The sequence below is a fragment of the Parabacteroides sp. AM08-6 genome, assembly GCF_003473295.1.
Classification (GTDB): Bacteria; Bacteroidota; Bacteroidia; order Bacteroidales; family Tannerellaceae; genus Parabacteroides.
Genome location: NZ_QRMP01000020.1, coordinates 1 through 25,325 on the forward strand (window position 1 = coordinate 1; position 25,325 = coordinate 25,325).

At 41.2% G+C, this 25,325-nt stretch carries 23 protein-coding genes; 21 read left to right on the top strand and 2 right to left on the bottom strand.

Translation table 11 applies throughout. The features are described 5' to 3' along the window. The first annotated feature begins 321 nt into the window (after positions 1-321). The 8 genes from DW103_RS12165 to lptB all read left to right on the top strand — a co-directional run bounded on the left by DW103_RS12165 (position 322) and on the right by lptB (position 6,793). Positions 322-786, top strand: a complete 465-nt coding sequence (locus tag DW103_RS12165) for a hypothetical protein (protein ID WP_122276516.1) — start codon at positions 322-324, stop codon at positions 784-786. Positions 787-907: 121 nt separating this feature from the next. Continuing rightward, positions 908-2,020 (top strand): 6-bladed beta-propeller, encoded by a 1,113-nt coding sequence (locus DW103_RS12170; protein ID WP_122276518.1) that lies wholly within the window; start codon positions 908-910, stop codon positions 2,018-2,020. An 18-nt stretch (positions 2,021-2,038) separates the two neighbouring features. Continuing rightward, positions 2,039-3,334, top strand: coding sequence for a 6-bladed beta-propeller (locus DW103_RS12175; RefSeq protein WP_122276520.1), 1,296 nt, complete (start codon positions 2,039-2,041; stop codon positions 3,332-3,334). A gap of 39 nt (positions 3,335-3,373) precedes the next feature. Next, positions 3,374-4,639 carry a 6-bladed beta-propeller gene (locus DW103_RS12180; RefSeq protein ID WP_122276522.1) on the top strand — a complete coding sequence of 422 codons (1,266 nt, stop codon included), beginning with the start codon at positions 3,374-3,376 and terminating at the stop codon, positions 4,637-4,639. Positions 4,640-4,784: 145 nt separating this feature from the next. Continuing rightward, positions 4,785-5,225: an HU family DNA-binding protein gene (locus DW103_RS12185; protein WP_122276639.1), complete on the top strand. Its 441-nt coding sequence runs from the start codon at positions 4,785-4,787 to the stop codon at positions 5,223-5,225. A 16-nt stretch (positions 5,226-5,241) separates the two neighbouring features. Then, complete coding sequence (locus DW103_RS12190; RefSeq protein ID WP_122276524.1) at positions 5,242-5,448, top strand: hypothetical protein; 207 nt, start codon at positions 5,242-5,244, stop codon at positions 5,446-5,448. Between the two features lie 11 nt (positions 5,449-5,459). Beyond that, positions 5,460-5,912 carry a D-Ala-D-Ala carboxypeptidase family metallohydrolase gene (locus DW103_RS12195; protein ID WP_122276526.1) on the top strand — a complete coding sequence of 151 codons (453 nt, stop codon included), beginning with the start codon at positions 5,460-5,462 and terminating at the stop codon, positions 5,910-5,912. 128 nt (positions 5,913-6,040) lie between these two features. Further along, complete coding sequence (lptB, locus tag DW103_RS12200) at positions 6,041-6,793, top strand: LPS export ABC transporter ATP-binding protein (RefSeq protein WP_122276528.1); 753 nt, start codon at positions 6,041-6,043, stop codon at positions 6,791-6,793. 1 nt (position 6,794) lies between these two features. On the opposite strand, the gene DW103_RS12205 is transcribed toward lptB, so the two are convergent. Both DW103_RS12205 and DW103_RS12210 read right to left on the bottom strand, forming a co-directional pair. Further along, positions 6,795-7,694 (bottom strand): CPBP family intramembrane glutamic endopeptidase, encoded by a 900-nt coding sequence (locus DW103_RS12205; RefSeq protein ID WP_122276641.1) that lies wholly within the window; start codon positions 7,692-7,694, stop codon positions 6,795-6,797. A gap of 69 nt (positions 7,695-7,763) precedes the next feature. Continuing rightward, positions 7,764-8,009: an RNA-binding protein gene (locus tag DW103_RS12210; protein ID WP_122276530.1), complete on the bottom strand. Its 246-nt coding sequence runs from the start codon at positions 8,007-8,009 to the stop codon at positions 7,764-7,766. Between the two features lie 326 nt (positions 8,010-8,335). Between DW103_RS12210 and tig the strand changes: the two genes are divergently transcribed. The 13 genes from tig to fusA all read left to right on the top strand — a co-directional run bounded on the left by tig (position 8,336) and on the right by fusA (position 25,313). Then, on the top strand, positions 8,336-9,691 hold the full coding sequence (gene tig / locus DW103_RS12215) for a trigger factor (RefSeq protein WP_122276532.1): 1,356 nt from the start codon (positions 8,336-8,338) through the stop codon (positions 9,689-9,691). Positions 9,692-9,872: 181 nt separating this feature from the next. Next, a complete protein-coding gene (gene clpP, locus DW103_RS12225) occupies positions 9,873-10,538 on the top strand; it encodes an ATP-dependent Clp endopeptidase proteolytic subunit ClpP (RefSeq protein WP_122276536.1) in 666 nt (221 codons plus the stop codon). A gap of 65 nt (positions 10,539-10,603) precedes the next feature. Further along, a complete protein-coding gene (clpX, locus tag DW103_RS12230; RefSeq protein WP_122276538.1) occupies positions 10,604-11,833 on the top strand; it encodes an ATP-dependent Clp protease ATP-binding subunit ClpX in 1,230 nt (409 codons plus the stop codon). A gap of 26 nt (positions 11,834-11,859) precedes the next feature. Further along, positions 11,860-14,040 (top strand): DNA helicase RecQ, encoded by a 2,181-nt coding sequence (gene recQ, locus DW103_RS12235; RefSeq protein WP_122276540.1) that lies wholly within the window; start codon positions 11,860-11,862, stop codon positions 14,038-14,040. A 113-nt stretch (positions 14,041-14,153) separates the two neighbouring features. Beyond that, positions 14,154-15,740: a peptidylprolyl isomerase gene (locus DW103_RS12240; RefSeq protein ID WP_122276542.1), complete on the top strand. Its 1,587-nt coding sequence runs from the start codon at positions 14,154-14,156 to the stop codon at positions 15,738-15,740. A 13-nt stretch (positions 15,741-15,753) separates the two neighbouring features. Beyond that, on the top strand, positions 15,754-16,608 hold the full coding sequence (locus DW103_RS12245; RefSeq protein WP_122276544.1) for a peptidyl-prolyl cis-trans isomerase: 855 nt from the start codon (positions 15,754-15,756) through the stop codon (positions 16,606-16,608). Positions 16,609-16,630: 22 nt separating this feature from the next. After that, positions 16,631-17,995, top strand: a complete 1,365-nt coding sequence (locus DW103_RS12250; protein WP_122276546.1) for a peptidylprolyl isomerase — start codon at positions 16,631-16,633, stop codon at positions 17,993-17,995. Continuing rightward, positions 17,992-19,623: an OstA-like protein gene (locus tag DW103_RS12255; RefSeq protein ID WP_122276548.1), complete on the top strand. Its 1,632-nt coding sequence runs from the start codon at positions 17,992-17,994 to the stop codon at positions 19,621-19,623. Before DW103_RS12250 ends, DW103_RS12255 begins: the two co-directional genes overlap by 4 nt. Before the next feature lie 33 nt (positions 19,624-19,656). Continuing rightward, positions 19,657-19,959 carry a hypothetical protein gene (locus tag DW103_RS12260; RefSeq protein WP_122276550.1) on the top strand — a complete coding sequence of 101 codons (303 nt, stop codon included), beginning with the start codon at positions 19,657-19,659 and terminating at the stop codon, positions 19,957-19,959. Continuing rightward, the gene (mutL, locus tag DW103_RS12265; protein ID WP_122276552.1) at positions 19,959-21,818 is read left to right on the top strand and encodes a DNA mismatch repair endonuclease MutL; all 1,860 of its coding nucleotides are present in this window, start codon (positions 19,959-19,961) and stop codon (positions 21,816-21,818) included. Before DW103_RS12260 ends, mutL begins: the two co-directional genes overlap by 1 nt. A gap of 292 nt (positions 21,819-22,110) precedes the next feature. After that, the gene (rpsL, locus tag DW103_RS12270) at positions 22,111-22,521 is read left to right on the top strand and encodes a 30S ribosomal protein S12 (protein WP_005634721.1); all 411 of its coding nucleotides are present in this window, start codon (positions 22,111-22,113) and stop codon (positions 22,519-22,521) included. 154 nt (positions 22,522-22,675) lie between these two features. After that, positions 22,676-23,152: a 30S ribosomal protein S7 gene (rpsG, locus tag DW103_RS12275; protein ID WP_122276555.1), complete on the top strand. Its 477-nt coding sequence runs from the start codon at positions 22,676-22,678 to the stop codon at positions 23,150-23,152. A 31-nt stretch (positions 23,153-23,183) separates the two neighbouring features. After that, the gene (gene fusA, locus DW103_RS12280) at positions 23,184-25,313 is read left to right on the top strand and encodes an elongation factor G (RefSeq protein ID WP_122276557.1); all 2,130 of its coding nucleotides are present in this window, start codon (positions 23,184-23,186) and stop codon (positions 25,311-25,313) included. Positions 25,314-25,325 lie beyond the last annotated feature (12 nt).

The window sequence follows — 25,325 nt, forward strand, 5'->3', positions numbered from 1 at the left end:
ATAAGTTGGTGAAGAACCAGTTGGAATTGGGTAGTTGAGATGGCAGGGTGTTTGAAATATGTTTCGATGGTTCCGGCGGAAGACAATTATTTGGTGGAGATTGCCTTCCCGGACAAACTTCCATCAACTACGGAATCTGTCATCCTGTACCACGGGAATTGAAAGCGTTAGCCGAAATCGTAACTGAAGATGTATGTTTGATAGAGCGTTTCTTCCAACCACTGCAAGGGATACCGGAGGATGGCTCTTTTTTTATGGTTTCGTGTCTTTTAATGTGGCTTTCGGGGCGGAGGGATAAATTTTCCCCCTCCCGAAGTTTTTATGAAAGAACAATTGATTGCATCGTTCGGCGGTGCAAAGCCTTCTGTTTGTAAATATCATGATTTTTTGAAAGGTTTGCCTCTTGATGAAAGGGGCGTTTTTTGTAAAATGACCTATGGGGTCGCTTTGTCTGAATGGGGGTCGCTGACATCTGTTTATCGTCTCTTTCTGGTCCGGCTAATAAAAAGCGAAAGGCAATGTTTCGTGGATTATGTGAGGAAAGAAACGGTTTTGGGGCAGCTCTTGTATGAACCTGTTGAGTTAAATTTGCTTCTGAAAGTGTTTAACTTATTGGAACAACCGTGTAAAAATAATAAATCGTCCTACACGGAATTATCTTTTTCATTGTTGCTCTCATTTGATATTGATTTGTCCGTCAAGTATTTGTCGGACAAAATCCGTTATTCGAAGGCGGATTCTTTCGATTTTGTGGAGTTGATGGAGAAAAGCAGTGAGATGGTATGAAAAATAATTTGCGGAAAAGTTTGAATAGTCGAATATTAATGCTTATTTTTCAACGGTCGAATAACGGAATAGATGATTCGATGGTCAGGGATTTGTTACATTCAAATAAAGAATCTGCATTATGAAAACAACAAGTAAACAAACACGGATGGGAATGCTCTATATGATAGGCGGTTTTTTCTTCATGTTACTGTTTTTGGCTTTTTCTCATCCTTTAATGGGACAAACATCGAAGCCGATTGTCATAGAGAAGGATAAGACTTATGAACAGAAACATATCTTTTTACAAGATGTAGCCACCAAAATAGAATATTTACCATTGGAAACAACCGATAATGGTTTGTTAGCATCCCTCAATTTTTTAGAGGATATTCGTATAATAGGAGACCATATATTTATCTTGATAAAAGGGCAATTTTATCATTTCGACCGTTCGGGACATTTTTTGAATAGTTTCAATCCTCATGGACAGGGTCCGGAAGAGATTACGCTTTCATCCTCTTTTGTAATAGATGAGGAGAAAGGGCAGGTCGGTATAATGGATATGCAAACCTCTTCAATCGCTTATTATACATTCGGCGGTGATTTCGTGAAAAAAGAAAAATTACCTCATAGAACTCATTATGTTACAAACTTAGAAGATGTATTAATCTGTAGAAATACAGACTCGCACATAGATCCATCACTTTATATATATTCAAAAGATAGGAAAATAACCATGTTATCCGGGACCCGTCAGCAGTCGGGAGCAGCATATCGTATTACAACATCGAATGTCCCTCGTATTAATAAAGGAGAAGTTTTCTTTAATAGTACGTTCACTGATACGATATTTGCAGTGAATACAACATCAAAACGCCCCGCTTATATATTCTTGCCTCCTAATAATGGGAGGACAACCCGTGAGGATGAAAAAGCTGCAAGTCCAATATTGCGATTTGAAACAGAATCGTGGGCAAATATTCTTTTGTATGGGAAAAATGCCCGTCAGCCGAAATCTTACATGGTTGATAAGAAAAATGATAGAATCTACTTAGGATATTTGGTAAATGCAGATACTCGAATGGTAATTAGTACTTTTAATACTGGGCAAGACAATCAAATTATCTCCATTTATGAGATGGGGTCTTTAAAAGATCTTTTGGATAAAGGTTTTTTGTCGGGAAAGCTAAAAGAAGTAACAGAAAAGGCTTCTCTTGAGGATAATCCGGTATTGCTTATCGCGACGTTTTAAAAGTTTAATGTATTTGTTATGAAAAGAGATGTAACCTTATTTTTTCTGGTATTATTATGTTGCTTTATGGCTTTATTCTCTTGCCATTCACAAAAACAAGATGCGGATGGAGATGTTGATATGGATAGTTCCTCCGCTTCTTCGTTTGTCGAAATCGATATAGGTGCGAACTTGAAAGATTCCGGAGAGAAGATGTTGTTGAGCGATTTGGTGGAAGATGTGGAGTATATAAAGTTGGAGGCAACGGAGGCTTCTATCATGGGCATTATCTACTCGCTAGTATTGCATAATGACCATTTTTTTGTTCAAACATTAGGCACAGATGCATTTTCCGTTTTGATTAAAGTTTTTGATCGTACGGGAAAATTCGTTCGGAATGTAGGTCGTTTTGGTCAGGGACCTGGAGAGTATCGGTTGGGAAGGGGCATTTGTGCCAATGATAGTCTTTTGTTCATCAATACCAATTGGTCGCATAAAGTAATGATTTATAATTGGCGTACGAACCGGTTTTTAAAGGCTGTGCCTTTAAATGGGAGAACTGTCGAGAATATTTTATGTTTTGATAATAATAATATAGCTTTATTACCCGGTGCTAATTTTGTGCCTAAGACAAATGTGGAGATTGATTTTTTTAATGCGGTTATCGTTTCAGAAGATGGAGTAGAGAAAATGGTCAGTTTAAAAGATGTATCAAGAATTGATACTACATGTTTTGAGGGTTATCAAAATCCTAGTATTTATAGAGTTCCTTATCAGTATGGGAATGAATATCATTATTATGATGATGTTAATGATACGATTTATAAGATATTGCCGGATACTATAATACCTTGTTATTTCCTTAATAAAGGAGTTTACAAGATGCCGTTATGTGATTTTTTTGTTGATGAAAAATATTTTGATGAGGGTAGAAATTATATCCAAGAAATCTCTTTTATAGAAACAGATTCGTTTTTATATATGGACTTTTCCTATAATTTAAAAAAATGGATAGTACGATATGGAAAATCGGATAAAACAGTGGTTTGTTGGGCGCAAGAAGGAAGAGTGTTAGGAAAGACGACCCATTTTGTTTGGGGTGGGGGCTTTTACAATGACGTAGATGGTGGTCCTTCTCCCTTATGGGGTACATTGGATGGCGGAAAATATATTTGTGCCTATATTTCTCAGGATAATCTGGATGCCTGGTCGGTGGATAAACTAAAAAGTAAGACTGTGAAATTTCCGGAGAAACAACAGCAACTGATAAAAATGCTGGAAGAGTATGGAGAAGATGATAATCCTATTATCGTGTTGTATAAACTGAAACAGTGAGAATTAGAATTTATGGGTTAAACTAATAATTATGATTATATGTATAAATCTAGTATTATTTTATGCGTTTGTTTGTTACTAACAGGATGTAAGAAACATGCTTCTGTCCAGAATAATGAATCGGATTCCGTTTATTCTGTCACTCAAGAGGGACAAGACTTATTTGAAATAGATATAAAGGATTGTGTAAAGGACGCAGTAGAAGGTGAAGATATTTATATGAGTCAATTTTTTGAAAGTATGGAGTATATCCCTTTGGAGACAACGAATGAAAGTTTGATAGGAAATGGACGTTTTGTGTCATTAGGGCATTTGGTGTCGGATAAAATCATAATAGTCGATATGAAGATATTTGATCGTAAAACGGGGAAATATTTAAGTGCATTATCCAGCAGGGGACAGGGGCCGAAGGAATATTTGGAGGTCTTTTCTACTGCAGCAGATGATGAACGTGAAGAAATTTATTTTTATTCAGGAGCGAAGATTCAGGTATTTGGATATGATAATACATATAAAAAAACAATTAAATATGCCGATGAACCCAGTGTTTTTTCGTTAGGTAATGGAAATTTGTTATTGGCAAGAGGAATATTTATGAACTGTACTTATGATGATTATTGTGTACTGAATGTGGACAGTAATGAAATTTTGTATACGCGCCGTTCTTCAGCCTTATTGAACTGTAAGGATTTAAATGAATGTAAGCATCTTGTAAAAAGAGGCGAATCTTATGCGTCAATGGGTGCTAATATGTTTTGGGAATATGATGACGGAGTACGTTATTATGATTATTTGACAGATACGGTTTATGCAATTAATAAGAAATTTGAAGCAGTTCCTATCGGTCATATAAACTTTGAGGATCTTAAGCAGACTAAAGAAGAGTTGTATATTGGTAGTAAAGGTGATTTTTTATATTGGAGACTACTTGATATTGCGGAAAGTCCACAGTTCCTATATATCTATATAACTGCGAGTAACCAGGAAAGAAAAGAAAGAAAATATTATATGATTGTTTATAAGAAAGATACGAAAGAAATAAAAACCTATTATGGAAGAGACGGCTTCTCTATACATAATCCCATACATAATGATATAGACAATGGAGTTACAGGATTGTTTTTGGATAGAGATCAAGGAGGGCATTTGGGTTATAGAATTTTCTCGTCAGAATCGATAAAAGAGAATGCAGATGAGAATGGGAAAAAGATTTATAATCCTCTTTTATATGATAAATATGTAAAAATGGCCGAAAGCTTGAAAGATGACGACAATGGAGTAGTTTCGATTGTGACATTGAAATAGAATGACGTTTTATTACAATGATATCGATTGAAAATACAAGGCATCTATATGTCTATCCTTTCTCACTGCTTTTTTAACGATTCCCGGCAACCCTACCTTTGCACTGTTCCCGATAACGGGGATGCAATTTAAAATCATTTTAATTATGGCACAGGGTTATGTATTGGTGCTTCGTCCGTCGGAGCCGGGTAAGAAAGATTCAGAAAAGAAGTATTATGCGCAGTCAAAAAGTACGGGGGTGGTGGACCTTCCGTATATGGCTAAGATGATTGCGGCACGAAGTACGGTGTCGAGCGCGGATGTGAAGGCGGTTTTGGATTCCTTGAACTGGATTATGGACGCGGAATTGCAGGAGGGTAAGATTGTGAAGTTGGGCGAATTGGGTAATTTCCGCATTACTGTCGGAAGCGAAGGGGTGACGGATAAGAAGTTGTTTACTCCCAGCATGATTCGACCGGCCAGACTGGTGTTTACTCCCGGTACGGATTTGCGTCATACGAAGAAGGTGTTGGAATTTACACACCTGAAACAACAGGATGTGCCTGTAACCGGTGGCGCTGATGAGGAGAATCCGGATGTTCTTTAACTAACCGGCTGTTTTGATGAAGAGAATGACTATTCAGTTAGTCGTGGCAATCCTGCTCGTAATGAGCGGGATTGTTTTAATCTTCTCCGGTTTTTGGGTGGCACCGGCCGGAGAGATTCATAATAGTGTGTTGGTTGCTTTCGGGGAGATTTCCACATTTGCCGGAGCGTTGTTCGGGGTGGATTATTCTTATCGTTGGAAAAAAGAGGGAGTTGAACATTGAAATTACAAAAAATGGAAGAAATATTGACAATTGAATTTAAGAAGTGGCAGGAGAAACATCCGGATTGGATTAGTGAACATTTTTATATGGGGGAGTTTATTTATAGTGCTAAGGCTGTACAGGCGGGACTGGATAACATGCCTCCGGCGGATGCGCAGATGGCGATACGGAATTTGGTACGTAAATTGTTGGAGCCGCTCCGGGTTTATTCACGGGAACCTATCGTGATTTCCAGTGGATATCGCTCGGAGGAGGTCAACAGGCTTGTCGGAGGGGTGCCTAATTCACAACACCGGAAGGGAGAGGCGGCGGATGTGTATACGTTCGGCAGTTTCCGCTTACTGGAAAATCTCATTAATAGCGGACTGAATTTTGACCAAGCCATTTTGTACCGTTCCCGGAAGTTTTTGCATCTTTCGTTAAAATATAAAGGTGCGAATCGGAGGCAGGTGATTATACGATGAGGGTATTGGTCATACGGAAGGAGGATTTAATTTATGGTGGGTTATTCTGGTCATCTTTGCACTTTATGCGGGTTCGTATTTGTATAGAAAGAATTAATTCCGTTCCTTTGTGGCAAAGATTTTAGGATATGGCAGACGAACAACAGATGGTGCTTCGTACGGAGGACCTGGTGAAAAAATATAAGATGAGGACAGTCGTGAATCATGTTTCCATCAACGTGAAGCAGGGTGAGATTGTCGGTTTGCTCGGACCGAACGGGGCCGGGAAAACGACCACGTTTTATATGACGGTAGGGTTGGTGACACCAAACGAGGGAAAGATATTCCTGAATGATATGGAGATAACGAAATATCCGGTGTACAAACGTGCGCGTAACGGTATCGGGTATCTGGCACAGGAGGCTTCTATTTTTCGTAAAATGACAGTCGAGGATAATATCCGTTCGGTATTGGAGATGACGGAGACGACTCCGGATTACCAGAAGGAAAAGTTGGAGAGTTTGATTGCCGAATTCGGTCTGACCAAGGTTCGCAAGAATTTGGGCGACCAATTGTCCGGAGGTGAACGTCGTCGTGCGGAGATTGCCCGGTGTCTGGCTATCGACCCGAAATTTATTATGTTGGATGAGCCTTTTGCGGGAGTCGACCCGATTGCCGTGCAGGATATCCAAAGTATCGTGGCGAGATTGAAGCACAAGAATATCGGTATCTTGATTACCGACCATAACGTATATGAAACCCTTAGTATTTGCGACCGTGCTTATTTGCTTTTCGAGGGAAAGGTACTTTTCCAGGGAACGGCGGAGCAGTTGGCGGAGAACGAAATCGTTCGTGAGAAATATTTGGGTAAGGACTTTATCCTGCGGAAAAAAGATTTTTAAATTATTCCTTATTTAATAATTTTGCTCGTAGCCGCTTGCAACTGATATAGAAGAGGTACAGTGTGATGATGGCTACGAATGAGTAGGGCAACAGATGGTCCGGGGTGATATCGCCGGTGATGAATTCGTTGTCTTTCAAGTTGGCATCGGACATGGAGATGACGGCGAAAGCATTGTTCACGAAATGGGCGAATACCGGTATCCAGATATTTTTGCTCCAATAAAGCAGATAGCCGAAATATGCGCCCAGCAGCATGCGGGGAAGGAAGCCGAAAAACTGCATGTGAAAAGCGCTGAACAGGAATGCCGCGCTCCAGATAACCAGGTGATGGTTGCGGGTCCATGCTCCGATAATCCGCTGGAGAGCTCCCCGGAACAGGTATTCTTCCGTGATGCCGGCTGCGACCGCGATTACGATTAAATTGAAAATTAATGTAATGATACCCTTGCCGGCCAACAAAAGCAGGGTCAACCGTTCGGCCTCGTCTTCCTGGCTGCGCATCCACTCTTCGACCGGAGCCAGGAAAGAGGGAAGTTCCATTTGCTTGTTCAACAGTCCGGTGAGGCTGATGGTGGGGGAAAGCAGGAACATGGTGACTAAGGTAAGCAACAATATTTGTCCGTTCGGCATGCCTCCTATCGAGAGGTATTCTTTGGGACTGTTGCTGCATAGAAAGGCTACACCTAATGCGGGCAGTAAAAAGGTCCCGACGGATGAGCACAGTTGGAATAGTCGCATGATGTCCGGATGGTCTGTCAGTGTGGCGGAAAAACCACAGGACAGGTAAAGGATACCCGCTGAAACCAGAGCTGAGAATATCGCTCCTGCCAGGATGAGTACCAGCAGGACGAATAACTGGAAAAGAGCCGTTTTGCCGGCATATATACCTTTTAGTTGCATATCTATGAACATAAAAAAACTTCTGCCAAAGATAGACAGAAGTTTTTTATTTCTTACAGGAAGTGGTAATTACATTTTAGGACGAGCCTCTTTAACTACCATTTGACGACCTTCGAATTCTGCTTCGTTCAATTCTTCGATAGCTTTCTTTGCTGCAGCATCGTCAGACATTTCAACGAAAGCGAAACCTTTGGATCTACCTGTTTCACGGTCTTTGATAATCTTTACAGAATCAACGGAACCGTATTCTTCCATTACTTGTTTCAAATCATCTTCCCGAACACGATAGTTCAGGTTACCAATGTAAATGTTCATAAAAATAAAAATAATTAAAAATAAAAATGTTACTAATGAAAGTTGTAAAACCGGAATTTCGTAACAGTGAGTGATATTCTACAAGTAACGAGTAAATGAAGAAATAAAAAACAATGTTATGTACGTTCAAGGTCAAATCCCTTTCACACCACAAAGGAATACATTTATTTTAGATATACAACATTTTAGCGGGAAAAAAATAATCGGACTTCTAAATTAGGCCGGGTTGTAACAAATTAAGCAAACAATTTGCGATATTAAAAGAATAAGTCTAATTTTGCACCCTAAAATTCGAACAGGACTATTAATTAAATAAATCATTCAGAATGAACGTTTCGCTTAAAAACATTGATGCTACAAAAGGCATTGTGAAATTAGAAATAGTGAAGGCTGACTATGCTGACCAGGTGGAAAAAAGCCTGCGAAGTTTTCGTCAGAAAGCAAATGTGCCGGGTTTCCGTAAAGGAATGGTACCCATGGGTATGGTGAAGAAAATGTATGGTAAACATGTATTGGTTGAAGAAATCAACAAGTTGGTTTCTGAAAGCTTGTATAACTATATCCGTGAAAACAAACTGAACATTTTGGGCGAACCTCTGCCTAATGAAACCGAACAGAAGGAAATAAATTTCGACACGCAGGAAGAGTTTGAGTTTTGTTTCGATGTGGCTTTGTCTCCTGAAATCAAACTGGAACTGACAAAGAATGATAAGGTGGCTTATTATCAGGTTGCCATTGATGATGAAATGATTGACAAACAGGTTGAGTCTTACCAAGCTAATTTCGGCTCTTACGACCAAGTTGATGATGTGGAAGAAAAAGATTTGGTAAAGGGTACGATTGCCGAACTCGAAAACGGTACTCCTAAAGAAGGGGGAATCGTTGTGGAAGACGCTGTCCTGATGCCTATGTATGTGAAGGACGAAGCTGAAAAGGCTAAATTTATCGGTGCCTTGAAAAATGCTGTCGTGGTGTTTAATCCGAATAAGGCTTATGAAGGAGCCGAGGCTGAGATTGCTTCTTTACTGAAAGTTGAAAAAGAAGCGGTTGCCGGTATTACGGGTGATTTTAGTTTTGAAATCAAGGAGATTACTCGCCATAAAGGTGCTGAACTGAATCAGGAACTGTTCGATAAAGTGTTTGGTGAAGGTGTTGTTTCCAGCGAAGAAGAGTTTAAGAATAAAATCAAAGAAGCGTTGGCGGAACAGTTCACTCCGCAGAGTGACTTCAAATTCCTGACCGATACTCGTGACTTGTTGGTTGCAAAGGCCGGTGAGCTGGCTTTTGCCGATGATTTGTTGAAACGTTGGCTGCTTGTTGCAAACGAAAAGAATACGGCTGAAAAAATCGAAGAGGATTATCCTAAAATTATCGAAGACCTGAAATATCACCTGATTAAAGAAACTTTGGTGAAGGAAAACGGTATAAAGGTGGAAGATGCTGATATCGAAAACTTTGCAAAACGTGTCGCCAAGGCTCAGTTTGCCCAGTACGGAATGCTTTCTGTTCCGGAAGATGTATTGGCGAACTATGCAAAAGACATGCTTAAGAATAAGCAGACTTTGCAGAATATTATCGACCGTGCTGTTGAAGAAAAACTGGCGGCTTGGTTGAAAGAACAGGTTGAACTGGATGTAAAAGAGGTAACGGCAGACGAGTTTAATAAACTTTTCGAAGTATAATATAAAGGAGCAGCCTTGAGCTGCTTTTTTTCGAAAAAAGGGCTTTCTCTCTAAAAAATATCTTACCGGATAGCAAATAAGTTGTTTCTTTCAGAAATTTATTTATAACTTTGTTATTCCGATAAGTTTGAGGGAAATCCCTTTTTTTATAACTATTCGGTAAATCAATAAGATATAGATTATGGAAGATTTTAGAAAGTATGCAACGAAGCATTTGGGAATGAACAGTAATGCGCTGGATAGTTATATGAATATCACCAGCAGTTACATATCTCCGACAATTATTGAAGAACGCCAGTTGAACGTTGCTCAGATGGATGTCTTTTCACGGTTAATGATGGACCGTATTATCTTTTTGGGAACACAGGTAGACGATTATACGGCTAATGTGATTCAGGCACAACTCCTGTACCTGGATTCTAGTGACCCCGGTAAAGACATTTCTATTTATATCAATTCTCCGGGTGGTTCCGTTTATGCCGGATATGGTATTTATGATACGATGCAGTTTATCAGCAGTGATGTTTCGACTATTTGTACGGGAATGGCTGCCTCTTTTGCCGCAGTTTTGTTAGTGGCCGGAACGAAAGGAAAGCGTATGGCTTTGCCTCATTCGCGCGTGATGATACATCAGCCGTTAGGAGGCGTGCAGGGGCAGGCTTCGGATATTGAAATTACAGCCCGTGAAATCCTGAAGGTGAAGAAAGAGCTTTATACAATCATATCCACTCATTCCGGTAAACCTTATGAAGAGGTTGAACGTGATAGCGATCGCGATTACTGGATGACGGCGGAAGAAGCGTTGGCTTATGGTATGGTTGATAAAGTGCTGGTTCGTAACAAATAGTATTAATGATAAAGAGTGTTGCGAAAGTTCCAATCGCAACGCTCTTGTAAAAAAACAAATACAGAATGGCCAAAACAGCCGAAAGATGCGCGTTCTGCGGACGTAGTGAGAGAGATGTCAATATGTTGATAAACGGAATAGCCGGTGCTATTTGTGACGAATGTTCCCAGCGTGCATACGAAATAGTTAAAGAACAAATGTCCGGACCGAAAAGCTCGTTCGGGTTAAACAAGGAAGAGCTTCCGAAGCCGGAAGATATTAAAAAGTTTCTGGATCAATATGTGATAGGGCAGGATGATGCCAAACGTTATCTGGCTGTGTCTGTGTATAACCACTATAAACGGTTGATACAAAAAGTGACGTCGGATGATGTGGAAATCGAGAAGTCGAATATTATTATGGTCGGAGCTACCGGTACGGGAAAAACTTTATTGGCCCGTACTATTGCGAAGTTGCTCCATGTGCCATTTGCGATTGTAGATGCGACAGTGTTGACTGAGGCGGGCTATGTCGGGGAGGATATCGAGAGCATTTTGACCCGTTTGTTGCAGGCGGCCGATTATGACGTGGATGCGGCGCAGCGGGGAATCGTATTTATCGATGAAATAGATAAAATTGCCCGTAAGAGCGATAATCCTTCTATCACGCGCGATGTGAGTGGTGAGGGGGTTCAGCAGGGATTGCTTAAATTATTGGAAGGTTCCATTGTGAATGTGCCGCCTCAGGGTGGAAGAAAACATCCGGAACAGAAGATGATTGCCGTGGATACGAAGAATATCCTGTTTGTTTGTGGCGGTGCTTTCGACGGAATAGAGAAGAAAATCGCCCAGCGTTTGAATACCCGTGTGGTCGGATATGCCGCAAGTTGTGATATCGCACAAGTGGATCGTCATAATTTGCTTAAGTATATAACGCCGACGGATTTGAAGTCGTTCGGCCTGATACCCGAAATAATCGGGCGTCTGCCTATTTTGACTTATTTGAATCCGCTTGACAGAAAAACGCTTCGCAGTATTCTGACCGAGCCTAAAAATTCGATTATCAAGCAATACGTCAAGCTGTTCGAAATGGATGGCATCAAGCTGACGTTTGATGAGGATGTATTTGAATTTATTGTGGATAAAGCTTTGGAATTTAAGCTTGGTGCCCGCGGATTACGTTCCATTGTGGAGGCCGTGATGATGGATGCTATGTACACGATGCCGTCTGCAAAGAAAAAGACACTTCACGTAACAGTGGAATATGCGAAGGAAAAGTTTGAAAAATCAGACGTAAACCGTTTACAGATAGCCTGATGAACGGTTGTTAAATATAAATTAGTATGGCAAAAAAGGATATTTTAGCAGAGGAACTCAAAAAGCATTTTGGTTTTGGTACTTTTAAGGGGAACCAAAGGGCTATTATCGAGAATGTGCTGGCCGGAAATGATACCTTTGTATTGATGCCGACTGGGGGGGGCAAATCTTTGTGTTATCAATTGCCGTCTCTTATGTTGGAGGGAACGGCTATTGTAATCTCGCCTTTAATCGCTCTCATGAAGAACCAGGTGGATGCCATGCGTAATTTCAGCGATGAGGACGGGGTGGCCCATTTTATCAATTCTTCTTTGAATAAGTCGGCTATCGACCAGGTGAAAGAAGATATCATGGCGGGACGTACGAAGTTGCTTTATGTCGCTCCGGAATCGTTGACCAAAGAAGAAAATGTGGAATTTCTACGTCAGGTCAATATTTCATTTTATGCGGTAGATGAAGCGCACTGTATCTCTGAATGGGGACATGATTTCCGTCCGGAATATCGTCGTATCCGTCCTATTATAAATGAAATAGGTAAACGTCCGCTGATTGCTTTGACTGCAACGGCTACTCCTAAAGTACAGCATGATATCCAGAAAAATCTGGGTATGATTGATGCCTCTGTCTTTAAATCATCTTTCAACCGTCCTAATTTATATTATGAAATTCGTCCGAAAACGGTCAATATAGATCGTGATATTATTAAATATATAAAATCCAATGAGGGCAAATCCGGTATTATTTATTGCCTGAGCCGCAAGAAGGTGGAAGAGTTTGCCGATATATTGAAAGCAAACGGCATCAAAGCTTTGCCGTATCATGCAGGTATGGATTCGTCCATGCGTTCGGCTAATCAGGATGCGTTCCTGATGGAAAAAACGGATGTGATTGTTGCTACTATCGCGTTCGGTATGGGGATAGATAAACCGGATGTACGGTATGTTATTCATTATGACATACCTAAAAGCCTGGAAGGATATTATCAGGAAACCGGACGCTCCGGTCGTGACGGGGGCGAAGGGCAATGTATTGCCTTTTATGCATATAAGGACTTGCAGAAACTGGAGAAGTTTATGCAGGGTAAGCCGGTGGCGGAACAGGAAATAGGGAAACAGTTGTTGCTCGAAACGGCTGCTTATGCCGAAACTTCCGTCTGTCGCAGGAAAGTGTTGTTGCATTATTTCGGTGAAGAATATCTGGAGGATAATTGTGGAAATTGTGATAATTGTTTGAACCCCAAAAAGCAAGTGGAAGCAAAAGAATTGTTGAGTGCCGTACTGGATGTTATCGGTACGCTAAAAGAAAAATTCAAGGCGGAATATATCGTAAATATGTTGGTCGGTAATGAGACCTCTGAGATACAATCTTATAAACATAATGAGCTTGAAATCTTCGGTTCCGGACAGGATGAGGAAGAAAAAACTTGGAACGCCGTTATCCGCCAGGCTCTGATTGCAGGCTATTTGGCGAAAGATATTGAAAATTATGGTTTGCTGAAAATTACGTCAAAAGGAAAAGAGTTTATCGAGAAACCTGTCTCTTTTAAAATTACCGAGGACCATGAGTTCGACGAGGAAGAGGAGGAGGTGCCGGTTCGTGGTGGCGCCACCTGTGCCGTCGACCCTGTTTTGTACTCGATGATGAAAGATCTTCGTAAGAAATTGTCCAAGCGCCTGCAGGTGCCTCCTTTCGTGATTTTCCAGGATCCGTCGCTTGAAGCGATGGCCACTACTTATCCGGTGACATTGGATGAGTTGCAGAATATTCCCGGCGTGGGAGCCGGAAAGGCCAAACGTTACGGGAAGGAATTTGTCGAGCTGATAAAGAAACATGTGGAGGAGAATGAAATCGAACGTCCGGAAGATCTTCGTGTACGTACGGTTGCCAATAAATCCAAATTGAAAGTGTCCATTATTCAGCGTATCGACCGTAAAGTGGCTTTGGACGAGATTGCGATGACCAATGGTTTGGAATTTAACGAATTATTGGATGAGATTGAAGCGATTGTTTATTCGGGAACGCGCATTAATATCGATTACTTCCTGAATGATGTGATGGATGAAGATCATATTGAAGACATTTATGAATATTTCAAGGATTCTGAAACGGATGACCTGGAAGATGCTATCGAAGAATTAGGTGGTGATTATACTGAAGAAGAAATGCGCCTGGTCCGTATTAAATTCCTTTCGGAGATGGCGAATTAGGATTGGTATGATAGAGGTGATTCGTTTTATAAAAAACACTAATTTAATAGGATAGCATACTTTTCCGGTTCTCTGTCCGTTAAATTAATGTTATTTTGTAATGTAATCATGGTATGATAAAAGACGGTTTAATGAAGAAGTTGCTTGTATTATTTTTTGCATTTGCTTGCTTAGCGGTTAAAGCTCAGGGCGCGAAAGACTCTGTTGTAATGACTGTTGCCGGAAAGCAAATCCCTTTGTCCGAATTTATTTTCATCGCGGGAAAGAATAGTGAAGTAAATCTTTCTGATAAAAAATCTGTTGAGGCCTATGTCGAGTTGTTTAAGAATTTCAAACTGAAAGTTGCTGAAGCGGAAGAACAGGGCCTGGATAAGACCAAATCGTTTGATGAAGAGTTGGATGGTTACCGTGCCCAGCTTGTCTCGAGTTATCTTTCCGATAAAGACGGAGAAGAAGAAGCCGTACGTACCGTTTACAACCGGTATGGGGAAATGCTTGAATTGAGCCATATCTTGTTTCGTCTTCCGAAACAAACTTTGTCGAAGGATACTGTTGCCGTTTATCAAAAGGCTATGGAAGCTTATGAGCGTATCCGGAAAGGGGAGGATTTTGCTGCTGTTGGTGAGGAACTGGTGAAAGAAGACAAAGAGCATATCGGTTATGAGTATGTACGTAGCTTGCTTCCTATGCAAGCTCTTTTGGCATTTGAAAATGCAGCCTATTCGATGCCGGTAGGGAGTGTTTCGCTTCCTGTGCGTACGGCTCAAGGTTTTCATCTCGTATTAATACATAGTCGGAAACCTAATCCCGGGTTGGTGCATGTGGCTCATATCCTGATACGTTTTCCTGAAGATTCGGTAGCACAGAGCGAAAGCGACATATTGGCACGTGCAGAAGAAATCTGTCGGAAAGCAAGAGCGGGTGAAGATTTTGCTACCTTGGCCAAAGAGTATTCCGACGATGAGGCCTCTGCTAAAAGAGGGGGAGAACTGGCTCCTTTCGGGGTTGGAGAAATGATTGAACCTTTTGAAAATGCCTCTTTTGCCTTGACTACGCCGGGTGAAATCAGTAATCCTGTTAAATCACGCTTTGGTTATCATATAATCAAGCTGATAGAAAAGCCCGGCCTGCCGACATTCGAGCAGAAGAAAAAAGGTTGGTCCCGCCAAATGGCCCAGGGAGAACGCAACTTTGATTATTATAAAGCGTTTGACGAACGAATGAAAAAAGAGTACGGATATGTTTTTTATCCGGAGGCTTATAAGGAATTACTGGAACTTTGTAACGACTATTTCCCGTCGGAACAGGCTTTTTATGAAAAAGCGAAAGATATGCATAAGGTGTTGGTGCATGTAGATGGTCACGATATTCAGCAGGATGAGTTCGCTTATTATATACAGCGTTGTCCCTTTTCCACTAAAACATATGCCGGTGATTTCATGCAGGAAGTGTATGATTTGTTTATTCGTGATATCGTAACGACGGCTGAACGTAAAAATCTGGAAACAAAACATCCTGAATTCAAATTGCAGTTGCAAGAGTACCGGGATGGCATTTTACTTTTTGATATCAGTAATAAGGAAATTTGGAGTAAACCGCTTGAGGAACAGGCACGTTTGGAAGCAGAATGGATAAAACGCCTGAATGAGAAGTATCCAGTGTCAATAAATTGGAAATTACTGAAAAAAATAAAGAAATAATGAATAGAAAGTCATGAGAAGTTGCTTCATTTTTATAGCATTTGTATCTTTGCTGTGTTCTTGTAAGAAAACGCAGTCTACGATTGATACGGATGTGTTGGTAAAAGTGAAGGACCGTACTCTCACCCGTTCTGAAATAAAAGGACTGATTCCACGAGGCGTTTCTTCGTCCGATAGCTTGTTGTTGGCGGAGAGTCTGGTAAAGAAGTGGGTGAAGGATGCGTTGGTTTATGAGGTTGCTCTTCGTAATCTGGGGAATGAAAAGGAAGAAGTGGACAAGTTGGTGGAAGAATATCGCCATTCGCTTGTCCGGTATCGTTATCAGGAACAATTGATACGGGAAAAACTTTCTGCGGATTTTCAGGAAAGCGATAAGTTGAGGTATTATGAGGAGAACCAGAAGAAGTTTGTTCTGGATAAGGCTTTGATAAAAGGCCTGTTTCTTAAAATTCCGGTGGATGCTCCCGGGCTTTCTGACGTAAAAGGATGGTATAAGTCGACTTCTGAAGCTTCTTTGGAAAAAATAGAGAAGTATAGTGTACAGAATGCCACTATTTATGATTACTTTTACGACAAATGGGTGGATTTTGACCAGGTGATGGATAACATACCGGTCCACGTGGTTAACCCGAACGAGTTCTTGAAGGCGAACAAGTTTGTAGAAACTGCGGATAGTAGTTATTGCTACTTGTTGAATATAAAGGAGTATCTTCCAGCCGGAAGTGTTGCTCCTTACGATTATGCAGGACCGCAAATTGTGGAAATGCTAACGAACCTCCGTAAAGTGGAGTTTCTGAAGAGATTTGAAGATGAGTTATACAACGATGCAGTCAGAAGCGGTGATGTCCGGTTTAGTGACGAGCCGTAATTGCTAAATTATAAAGATGTACATGATGAAAAAGATTTTAATTGTATTTTTTCTTGCCTGTTTATCTTGTGTTGTAAAAGCGCAGGATAATGTGATAGATGAAATCGTGTGGGTGGTAGGAGATGATGCTATTTTGCGTTCGGATATAGAGGACCAACGCTTGATGTTGCAAAATGAGGGGATACGTCTGGATGGCGACCCTTATTGTGTGATACCGGAGCAGATGGCTATCCAGAAGCTGTATCTGAACCAAGCGAAGATAGACAGTGTGGAAGTGAATGAGAACCAGGTTATCCAGGCTGCCGATCAATGGATAAATATGGCCATCAATCAGATTGGCTCGAAAGAAAAGCTGGAGGAGTATTTTAATAAAAAAATCTCACAGTTGAAGGAGGAGCGTAAGGAGACAATACGTGAAGAACAAATTGTCCAGCAGATGAAACGCGAGTTGATAGGTGAAATAAAACTCACGCCGTCTGAAGTTCGTAAGTTTTATAACCAGTTGCCGAAGGATAGCTTGCCTATGATTCCGACGACCGTGGAAGTGCAGATTATTACAATGGAGCCAAAGATACCTTTCGAAGAGACGGATGCTATCAAAGCCCGTTTGCGTCAGTTTACAGAGGATATTAATAATGGAAAGTATGAGTTTGCTTCATTGGCCCGGTTGTATTCGGAAGACCCTGCTTCTTCAATGAAAGGTGGAGAATTGGGTTTCACAGGAAAAGGCTTTCTGGCTCCGGAGTTTGCCAATGTCGCTTTTAATTTGAACGATCCGAAAAAGATTTCTCAAATCGTACAGACGGAATATGGTTACCATATTATCCAGTTGATTGAAAAACGCGGTGACCGTATTAACTGCCGACATATTTTGTTGAAACCTAAAGCTTCGGATAAGGAATTGGAAAATTCGATGGCACGTATGGATTCTTTGTGCAATCTTTTGAAGGATAATGAGTTTACATTTGAAGAAGCGGCTCTTCTCGCTTCTTATGATAAAGATACTCGTAATAATAAAGGGTTGATGGTGAATAAGAAAGAAGAGAGTGAACATTATGGTACACCTAAATTTGAAATGGCAGAACTTCCCCAGGAAGTAGGAAAAATAGTTTACACGATGAAAGTGGGTGAAATTTCCAAGCCGTTTAGGATGATTAATGATAAGCAGAAAGAGGTCGTTGCGATTGTTAAGTTAAAAACCAGAGTGGAACAGCATAAAGCGAACCTTTCTGACGATTTTCAGGCTTTGAAGTCAATTGTTGAAAACCGTAAACGCGAACAATTGCTGAACGACTGGGTTGCAAAAAAGCAAAAAAGCACTTATGTTCGTATCAGTGAGGGATGGCGTAATTGCGATTTCAAGTATCCCGGCTGGGTTAAAGAATGAGGACGATAAATAAATTTATTCTTACAGGATTCTTGTTATTGCTGGCGGTTTGTGTTTTTGCACAGGCTCAAGACAGCATTGTATCCGGGCAAGAACGGTTTCAACCTCATGAAGCGGATACAGTTTTGACCGATACGGTGAAGAAAACGATGATTTACCTGGAGCATGCCAATACGCTCTCCTTTAATAAAGCGATAAATCCGGATATACAGGTTTTGATAGGAGATGTTTGTTTTCGTCACGACAGTTCTTATATGTATTGCGACAGTGCCTATTTTTTTGAAAAGAATAATTCATTGGAGGCATTCAGCAATGTACGGATGGAGCAGGGTGATACGTTGTTTGTGTATGGCGACTATCTTTTTTATGATGGGAACACACAAATCGCCTACTTGCGTGAAAATGTCCGGATGGAAAATGGACAGGTGACTCTCTTTACCGACAGCCTTAATTATGAACGCATTCCGAATATCGGCTACTATTTCGAAGGTGGTATGGTAGTAGATTCATTGAACCAATTGTCTTCATTTTACGGTCAATATTCGCCTGATACGAAACAGACGGTTTTTAATGATAGTGTTCGGCTGGAAAATCCTCAATTTACGTTATATTCCGATACGCTTCATTATAATACGGATTCAAAAATAGCGACGATACTCGGACCTTCGACTATTGTCTCGGATAGTGGAACAATCCACTCTTCAAGAGGTTGGTATGATACCGTGAATAATACGTCATTATTGCTGGATCGTTCACAAGTCGAATCAGGGGATAAGATATTGTTGGGAGATTCCATCTATTATAACCGGGATACCGGTTTTGGCGAGGTATTCGGCAATATGAGCCTGGTAGATACCGCCCAACATGTTACATTGGAAGGTGAATACGGATATTATAACGATAAAACCGGTTATGCTTTTGCAACCGACAGTGCCCGTCTTCTTGAATATTCACAGGGAGACACCCTCTTTTTGCATGCTGATACTCTACTGATGCAAACTGTCGATTCCACTTACCGGGAGATTAAGGCTTATTACGGTGTGCGTTTTTATCGAACCGATATGCAGGGCGTTTGCGACTCTATGCAGTTTAATAGTCGTGATTCTGTATTATATATGTATACGGAACCAATTATATGGAATGAAGATTATCAATTGTATGGTGATACGATTGCGGTCTATATGAATGATAGTACGATTGATTATGCCCATGTGATACAGTTCGCTTTTGCTGCCCAACATGTAGATTCCACCTATTATAATCAATTGAAAGGGAATGACTTGAAAGCTTATTTCGAGGGACAGGAGCTACGACGTATCGATGTGACAGGAAGCGCGGAATCTATATATTATCCTTTGGAAAGAGACGGGGCAAAGATAGGAATGAACAAAACAAAGAGCGGTTTCCTGACAATCTGGGTGAAAGAAAACAAGCTGAACCGATTGAAGCTTTGGCCGCAGGTGAAGGCTAATATGACGCCAATTCCGGACTTGAATCCCGACCAGAAAATGCTGAAAGACTTTTTCTGGTTTGATTATTTGCGTCCTAAAAATAAGTATGACATTTATCAGGTTGTGAAAAGAAAAGTTTCGGAAGCCCCGAAAAGAAGTAATAAATTTGTACATTAGCAGTCGTATTCACATTTTAATTCAGGTAAGGTTATGGCACTTTTCTCATTTTATAATGTACGTAAGCCCCGGCAGTTTGAGCATAAGCCAATTTATTGGGATCCCCATAAAGAGGCTATGGAGAAACGTATCCAGACTGTGAAGCAGGAGATTGGGTTGGAGGTTCCTACAGAAGATTATAAACCTCAGATTAAGGGTACTTTTATTGAAGGTACTTCACATTTGAAGAAGAGTACCGAAAAAGGGTATAATTCCCGTAGTCGTACATATAAGAATATAAAACTATTGCTGGCCGCTGCTATTCTGGGCGGTGTGCTCTGGTACCTGTTCATGTAATGAGCGATATAATACATTTACTTCCCGACAGTATTGCCAATCAGATTGCAGCGGGCGAGGTTATTCAGCGTCCGGCTTCTGTGGTAAAAGAACTGGTCGAAAATGCAGTTGATGCCGGATCCGGTCATATTCAGGTGAATATAAAGGATGCCGGTCGTACATTGATACAAGTAGTCGATGACGGGAAAGGTATGTCTGAAACCGATGCGCGTATGGCTTTCGAGCGACATGCCACTTCCAAGATTTCGACAGCCGACGATTTATTCTCTTTACATACGATGGGTTTCCGGGGAGAGGCTCTGGCTTCTATTGTAGCTGTAGCACAAGTGGAGCTCAAGACTCGCCTGAAAGGAACGGAGTTGGGAACTCTCCTTTCTTTTTCCGGTTCCGTTTTGGAAAGAATAGAGCCGGATGCCTGCAATGAGGGCAGTGTTTTTTCTGTTAAGAATTTGTTTTTTAATGTTCCGGCCCGTCGTAAATTTCTAAAATCGAATGAGACGGAATTTCGGAATATAATTAATGAGTTCGAGCGGATAGCACTTGTGAATCCACAAGTCGCAATGTCGCTTTACCATAACGATACGGAGATATTTAATCTGCCGGAGTCGGGGCTTCGCCAGCGTATTATTAATGTGTACGGAAAGACGTTGAACCAAAAGCTGCTTTCTGTCGATGCGCAGAGTTCGCTTGTTACAATCTCCGGCTTTGTTGGCCGTCCGGACTCGGCAAAGAAAAGAGGGGCCTTGCAGTATTTCTTTGTGAACGGACGCTTCATGAAACATCCCTATTTTCATAAAGCTGTGATGCAAGCGTATGAGCAGTTAATTCCCCAAGGGGAACAACCGAATTATTTTATTTATTTCACACTCGATCCGGCTACCATCGATGTCAATATACATCCGACTAAAACAGAAATCAAATTTGAAAATGAACAGCCCATTTGGCAAATTCTGATGGCCGCGACACGCGAGGCTCTTGCGAAATCGAGTGCTATTCCTTCCATAGATTTTGATGTGGAAGATTCAATTGATATTCCAGTTTATAATCCGGTTAAAGAAACGGGGAATTATAAAGCTCCCCGTGTCCAGGTTGATTCTGGATATAATCCGTTCGATACATCTTCGTATAAGAAGCCTGAGTTTGACTGGTCTAAACTATATCAGGATTTTGAAGAAGACCGTTCGGCCATTCAATCAGAGCCGGATATATCCGAACTACCCTCCGGCGGGGACTCAATCTCTGTCGGATTGGATGAAATAGTAGAACCGGGCACCCCCGCTCCTTTATTTAATAATGTATCCAATCCTTGTTATCAGTATAAGGGACGTTATATTATTACCTCCTTGAAATCCGGTTTGGCTTTGATAGACCAGTATCGTGCCCATGTCCGCATTCTTTTCGATCAATATCTGATGAATATTCGCCAGCAAAAAGGCGCATCCCAGCAGCTCCTTTTTCCCGAAATCGCGGAATTCACGGCAGCAGAAGCAGCTGTTCTGCCTTCTTTGTTAGAAGATATGCGTTTTATTGGTTTTGATTTGACCCATTTGGGAAACAATAGTTATGCAATCAACGGTTTGCCGGCCGGCATTGAGAATCTGGATACAGTCGCTTTGGTTCGTGACATGGTTGATCGTACTATAGAAACCGGTTGTGAGGTACATGAAGAAATTTGTGAAGCTCTGGCTCTTTCTTTGGCAAAAGCTGCCGCTATCCGTCCCGGAAAAATTTTGTCTGCCGAGGAAATGGATAATTTGTTAGCTTCTCTTTTCTCTTGCCAGGATTCCAACCTTACTCCTGACGGGAAAACGATTATCTCCATGTTGACGGATGAAGAGTTAGAAAAGCGATTTAAATAATTCTCCAAGGGGAAGTTTGTATCCTTGTTGTGGACCGATTGTGAAAAAGCGTCTTGTCTCATTTTTTTTGTTGCCAGCCCCTGCTGTAATGTTAAATATGAATAAATTATTAAAAACTCCCCCTTGTAGAACGGAAACAAATGTGTAACTTTGCACCGTTTTTAGCGCGAAGTATATATAAAAATGGGCTTAAATGATTGATAGTCCGAAAATAATATGTATCTTTGCGGCTCGAAATATGAAAATAGATAATTATAATAATAACACATTCAAAGTTTAAAAAAGAAAAGAAATGCCTACAATTCAGCAATTAGTTAGAAAAGGAAGGGAAACTTTGGTGGAAAAGGGTAAGTCACCCGCATTGGATTCATGTCCGCAGAGACGTGGCGTTTGCGTACGTGTTTACACAACTACTCCGAAGAAGCCTAACTCTGCAATGCGTAAAGTAGCGAGAGTACGTTTGACGAACGGTAAAGAAGTAAACTCTTATATTCCGGGAGAAGGACACAACTTGCAGGAGCACTCAATCGTACTGGTACGTGGCGGTCGTGTGAAAGACCTTCCTGGTGTACGTTATCACATTGTACGTGGAACCTTGGATACTGCAGGCGTAAACGGACGTACTCAGAGACGTTCCAAATACGGCGCTAAACGTCCGAAACCGGGACAGGCAGCTGCTGCAGCTAAAGGAAAGAAGAAGTAATTAGTTACATCCCTTCAAACTGAGAATTTAAATTAAGTATTAAAGCTGGTTTGAGTTATTTGGATAGGCTATAGGTTGAGTAAATGGTTCAGCGGAACCGTTGAAGACGCATAAAAGGCAACCAAGAAACAAGAACGAAATTTTTGAAAACAAAATGAGAAAAGCAAAACCAAAGAAAAGACAGATCCTTCCGGATCCTGTTTTCGGTGATGTTAAGGTTACGAGATTCGTTAACCATTTGATGTATGACGGCAAGAAAAATACTGCCTTCGAAATTTTCTATTCCGCTTTGGAAACAGTTAAGGCCAAATTGCCTAACGAAGAAAAGTCCGCTCTCGAAATTTGGAAAGCTGCACTCGACAATATTACTCCTCAAGTCGAAGTGAAATCCCGCCGCGTAGGTGGTGCTACTTTCCAGGTACCTACTGAAATTCGCCCCGATCGTAAAGAATCAATTTCAATGAAGAACCTAATCATCTTCTCACGCAAGAGAGGTGGTAAGACTATGGCTGACAAGCTGTCTGCAGAGATTGTAGATGCTTATAACAACCAGGGTGGCGCATTCAAAAGAAAAGAAGATATGCACCGTATGGCCGAAGCTAACCGTGCATTCGCTCACTTCAGATTTTAATTTATCAATTATTTAGGAGATAATAAAAAAGATGGCAACAAAAGCTGACGAACAATTAAAGTATACCAGAAACATCGGTATCATGGCGCACATCGATGCAGGAAAGACTACGACTTCAGAGCGTATCCTTTTCTACACAGGTCTGACTCACAAGATTGGTGAAGTTCATGACGGTGCTGCAACAATGGACTGGATGGAGCAGGAACAGGAACGCGGTATCACTATTACCTCTGCTGCTACTACGACTTTCTGGAACTACGCTAATGATAAATATAAGATTAACTTGATTGACACCCCGGGGCACGTGGACTTCACTGTAGAAGTAGAACGTTCACTGCGTATCCTGGATGGTGCTGTTGCTGCTTTCTGTGCTGTAGGTGGTGTTGAACCGCAGTCTGAAACAGTATGGCGTCAAGCTGATAAATATAATGTACCCAGAATTGGTTATGTAAATAAAATGGACCGTTCCGGCGCAAACTTCTTTGAAGTAGTTCGTCAGGTAAAGGATGTATTGGGTGCTACTCCGTGTCCGATTCAGATACCTATCGGTGCAGAGGAAACTTTCAAAGGTGTTGTAGACCTGGTTAAGATGAAAGCTATTTTCTGGCATGATGAAACAATGGGTGCTGAATATACAACAGAAGAAATTCCGGCCGATTTGCTTGCTGAAGCTGAAGAATGGAGAGATAAAATGCTCGAAACTTTGGCTGAATGCGATGATGCCTTGATGGAAAAATATTTTGATGATCCTGCTACTATTACAGAGGAGGAAATCAGGACGGCTATCCGTAAAGGTACTTTGGCTATGCAGATTAATCCGATGATTTGTGGTTCTTCTTTCAAAAATAAGGGAGTTCAGACTTTGTTGGATGCTGTTTGTGCATATCTGCCGAGTCCGGAAGATACTCCTTCGATTGAAGGTACGGACCCAAGAGATCCGGATAAAATTATCATTCGTAAACCGTTGTTTGAAGAACCGCTTACAGCATTGGCATTTAAGATTGCAACAGACCCTTATGTAGGTCGTCTGTGCTTCTTCCGTGTATATTCCGGTTCTCTGTCTGCCGGTTCTTACGTTTATAACACTCGTTCAGGCAAAAAAGAACGTATTTCTCGCCTGTTCCAGATGCATTCCAACAAACAAAATCCGATGGAAGCTATCGGTTGTGGTGATATAGGTGCCGGTGTTGGTTTCAAAGATATCCGTACAGGTGATACGCTTTGTGACGAAGCGCATCCGATTACATTGGAATCCATGGAATTCCCGGATCCTGTTATCGGTATCGCAGTTGAGCCAAAGACTCAGAAAGACCTGGATAAACTGGGTATGGGATTGTCTAAGCTGGCAGAAGAAGACCCAACGTTCCGTGTTCAAACTAATGAAGAAACAGGACAGACCGTTATCAGTGGTATGGGTGAACTTCACTTGGATATCATCATCGACCGTCTGAAACGTGAATTCAAGGTTGAATGTAATCAGGGTAAACCTCAGGTTACTTACAAAGAAGCTATTACGAAGCCGGTTGAACTTCGTGAGGTTTATAAGAAGCAGTCCGGTGGTCGTGGTAAGTTTGCCGATATTATTGTTTGTATAGAACCAGCTGATGCGGATTTCGACGGTACATTGCAATTTGTTGACGAAGTGAAGGGTGGTAATATTCCGAAAGAATTTATTCCGTCTGTACAGAAAGGTTTTGAAAAGGCAATGAAAAATGGCGTATTGGCCGGCTATCCGTTAGATAAACTGAAAGTTACATTACGTGATGGTTCGTATCACCCGGTTGACTCCGACCAGTTATCATTTGAAATTGCTGCTATCCAGGCATTCAAGAACGCTTCTGAAAAGGCCGGTCCTGTATTGATGGAGCCAATCATGCAAATGGAAGTTGTGACTCCGGAAGAAAGTATGGGTGATGTAATCGGAGACTTGAACAAGCGTCGCGGACAGGTTGAAGGTATGGAAACCAGCCGTACAGGTGCGCGTGTTGTAAAAGCGAAAGTGCCGTTGGCCGAAACATTCGGTTATGTAACAGCACTCCGTACTATTACTTCGGGCCGTGCAACATCTTCCATGCAGTTCTCCCACTATGCTCAAGTATCTTCAGCTATTGCTAAACAGGTACTGACAGAAGTTCAGGGTCGTGCTGATTTGATCAAATAATTTAGAAACATA

Coding starts and splice junctions, on each gene's coding strand:
- DW103_RS12165 (WP_122276516.1), top strand. CDS start 322: ATGAAAGAACAATTGATTGCATCGTTCGGCGGTGCAAAGCCTTCTGTT.
- DW103_RS12170 (WP_122276518.1), top strand. CDS start 908: ATGAAAACAACAAGTAAACAAACACGGATGGGAATGCTCTATATGATA.
- DW103_RS12175 (WP_122276520.1), top strand. CDS start 2,039: ATGAAAAGAGATGTAACCTTATTTTTTCTGGTATTATTATGTTGCTTT.
- DW103_RS12180 (WP_122276522.1), top strand. CDS start 3,374: ATGTATAAATCTAGTATTATTTTATGCGTTTGTTTGTTACTAACAGGA.
- DW103_RS12185 (WP_122276639.1), top strand. CDS start 4,785: ATGGCACAGGGTTATGTATTGGTGCTTCGTCCGTCGGAGCCGGGTAAG.
- DW103_RS12190 (WP_122276524.1), top strand. CDS start 5,242: ATGAAGAGAATGACTATTCAGTTAGTCGTGGCAATCCTGCTCGTAATG.
- DW103_RS12195 (WP_122276526.1), top strand. CDS start 5,460: ATGGAAGAAATATTGACAATTGAATTTAAGAAGTGGCAGGAGAAACAT.
- lptB (WP_122276528.1), top strand. CDS start 6,041: ATGGCAGACGAACAACAGATGGTGCTTCGTACGGAGGACCTGGTGAAA.
- DW103_RS12205 (WP_122276641.1), bottom strand. CDS start 7,694: ATGCAACTAAAAGGTATATATGCCGGCAAAACGGCTCTTTTCCAGTTA.
- DW103_RS12210 (WP_122276530.1), bottom strand. CDS start 8,009: ATGAACATTTACATTGGTAACCTGAACTATCGTGTTCGGGAAGATGAT.
- tig (WP_122276532.1), top strand. CDS start 8,336: ATGAACGTTTCGCTTAAAAACATTGATGCTACAAAAGGCATTGTGAAA.
- clpP (WP_122276536.1), top strand. CDS start 9,873: ATGGAAGATTTTAGAAAGTATGCAACGAAGCATTTGGGAATGAACAGT.
- clpX (WP_122276538.1), top strand. CDS start 10,604: ATGGCCAAAACAGCCGAAAGATGCGCGTTCTGCGGACGTAGTGAGAGA.
- recQ (WP_122276540.1), top strand. CDS start 11,860: ATGGCAAAAAAGGATATTTTAGCAGAGGAACTCAAAAAGCATTTTGGT.
- DW103_RS12240 (WP_122276542.1), top strand. CDS start 14,154: ATGATAAAAGACGGTTTAATGAAGAAGTTGCTTGTATTATTTTTTGCA.
- DW103_RS12245 (WP_122276544.1), top strand. CDS start 15,754: ATGAGAAGTTGCTTCATTTTTATAGCATTTGTATCTTTGCTGTGTTCT.
- DW103_RS12250 (WP_122276546.1), top strand. CDS start 16,631: ATGATGAAAAAGATTTTAATTGTATTTTTTCTTGCCTGTTTATCTTGT.
- DW103_RS12255 (WP_122276548.1), top strand. CDS start 17,992: ATGAGGACGATAAATAAATTTATTCTTACAGGATTCTTGTTATTGCTG.
- DW103_RS12260 (WP_122276550.1), top strand. CDS start 19,657: ATGGCACTTTTCTCATTTTATAATGTACGTAAGCCCCGGCAGTTTGAG.
- mutL (WP_122276552.1), top strand. CDS start 19,959: ATGAGCGATATAATACATTTACTTCCCGACAGTATTGCCAATCAGATT.
- rpsL (WP_005634721.1), top strand. CDS start 22,111: ATGCCTACAATTCAGCAATTAGTTAGAAAAGGAAGGGAAACTTTGGTG.
- rpsG (WP_122276555.1), top strand. CDS start 22,676: ATGAGAAAAGCAAAACCAAAGAAAAGACAGATCCTTCCGGATCCTGTT.
- fusA (WP_122276557.1), top strand. CDS start 23,184: ATGGCAACAAAAGCTGACGAACAATTAAAGTATACCAGAAACATCGGT.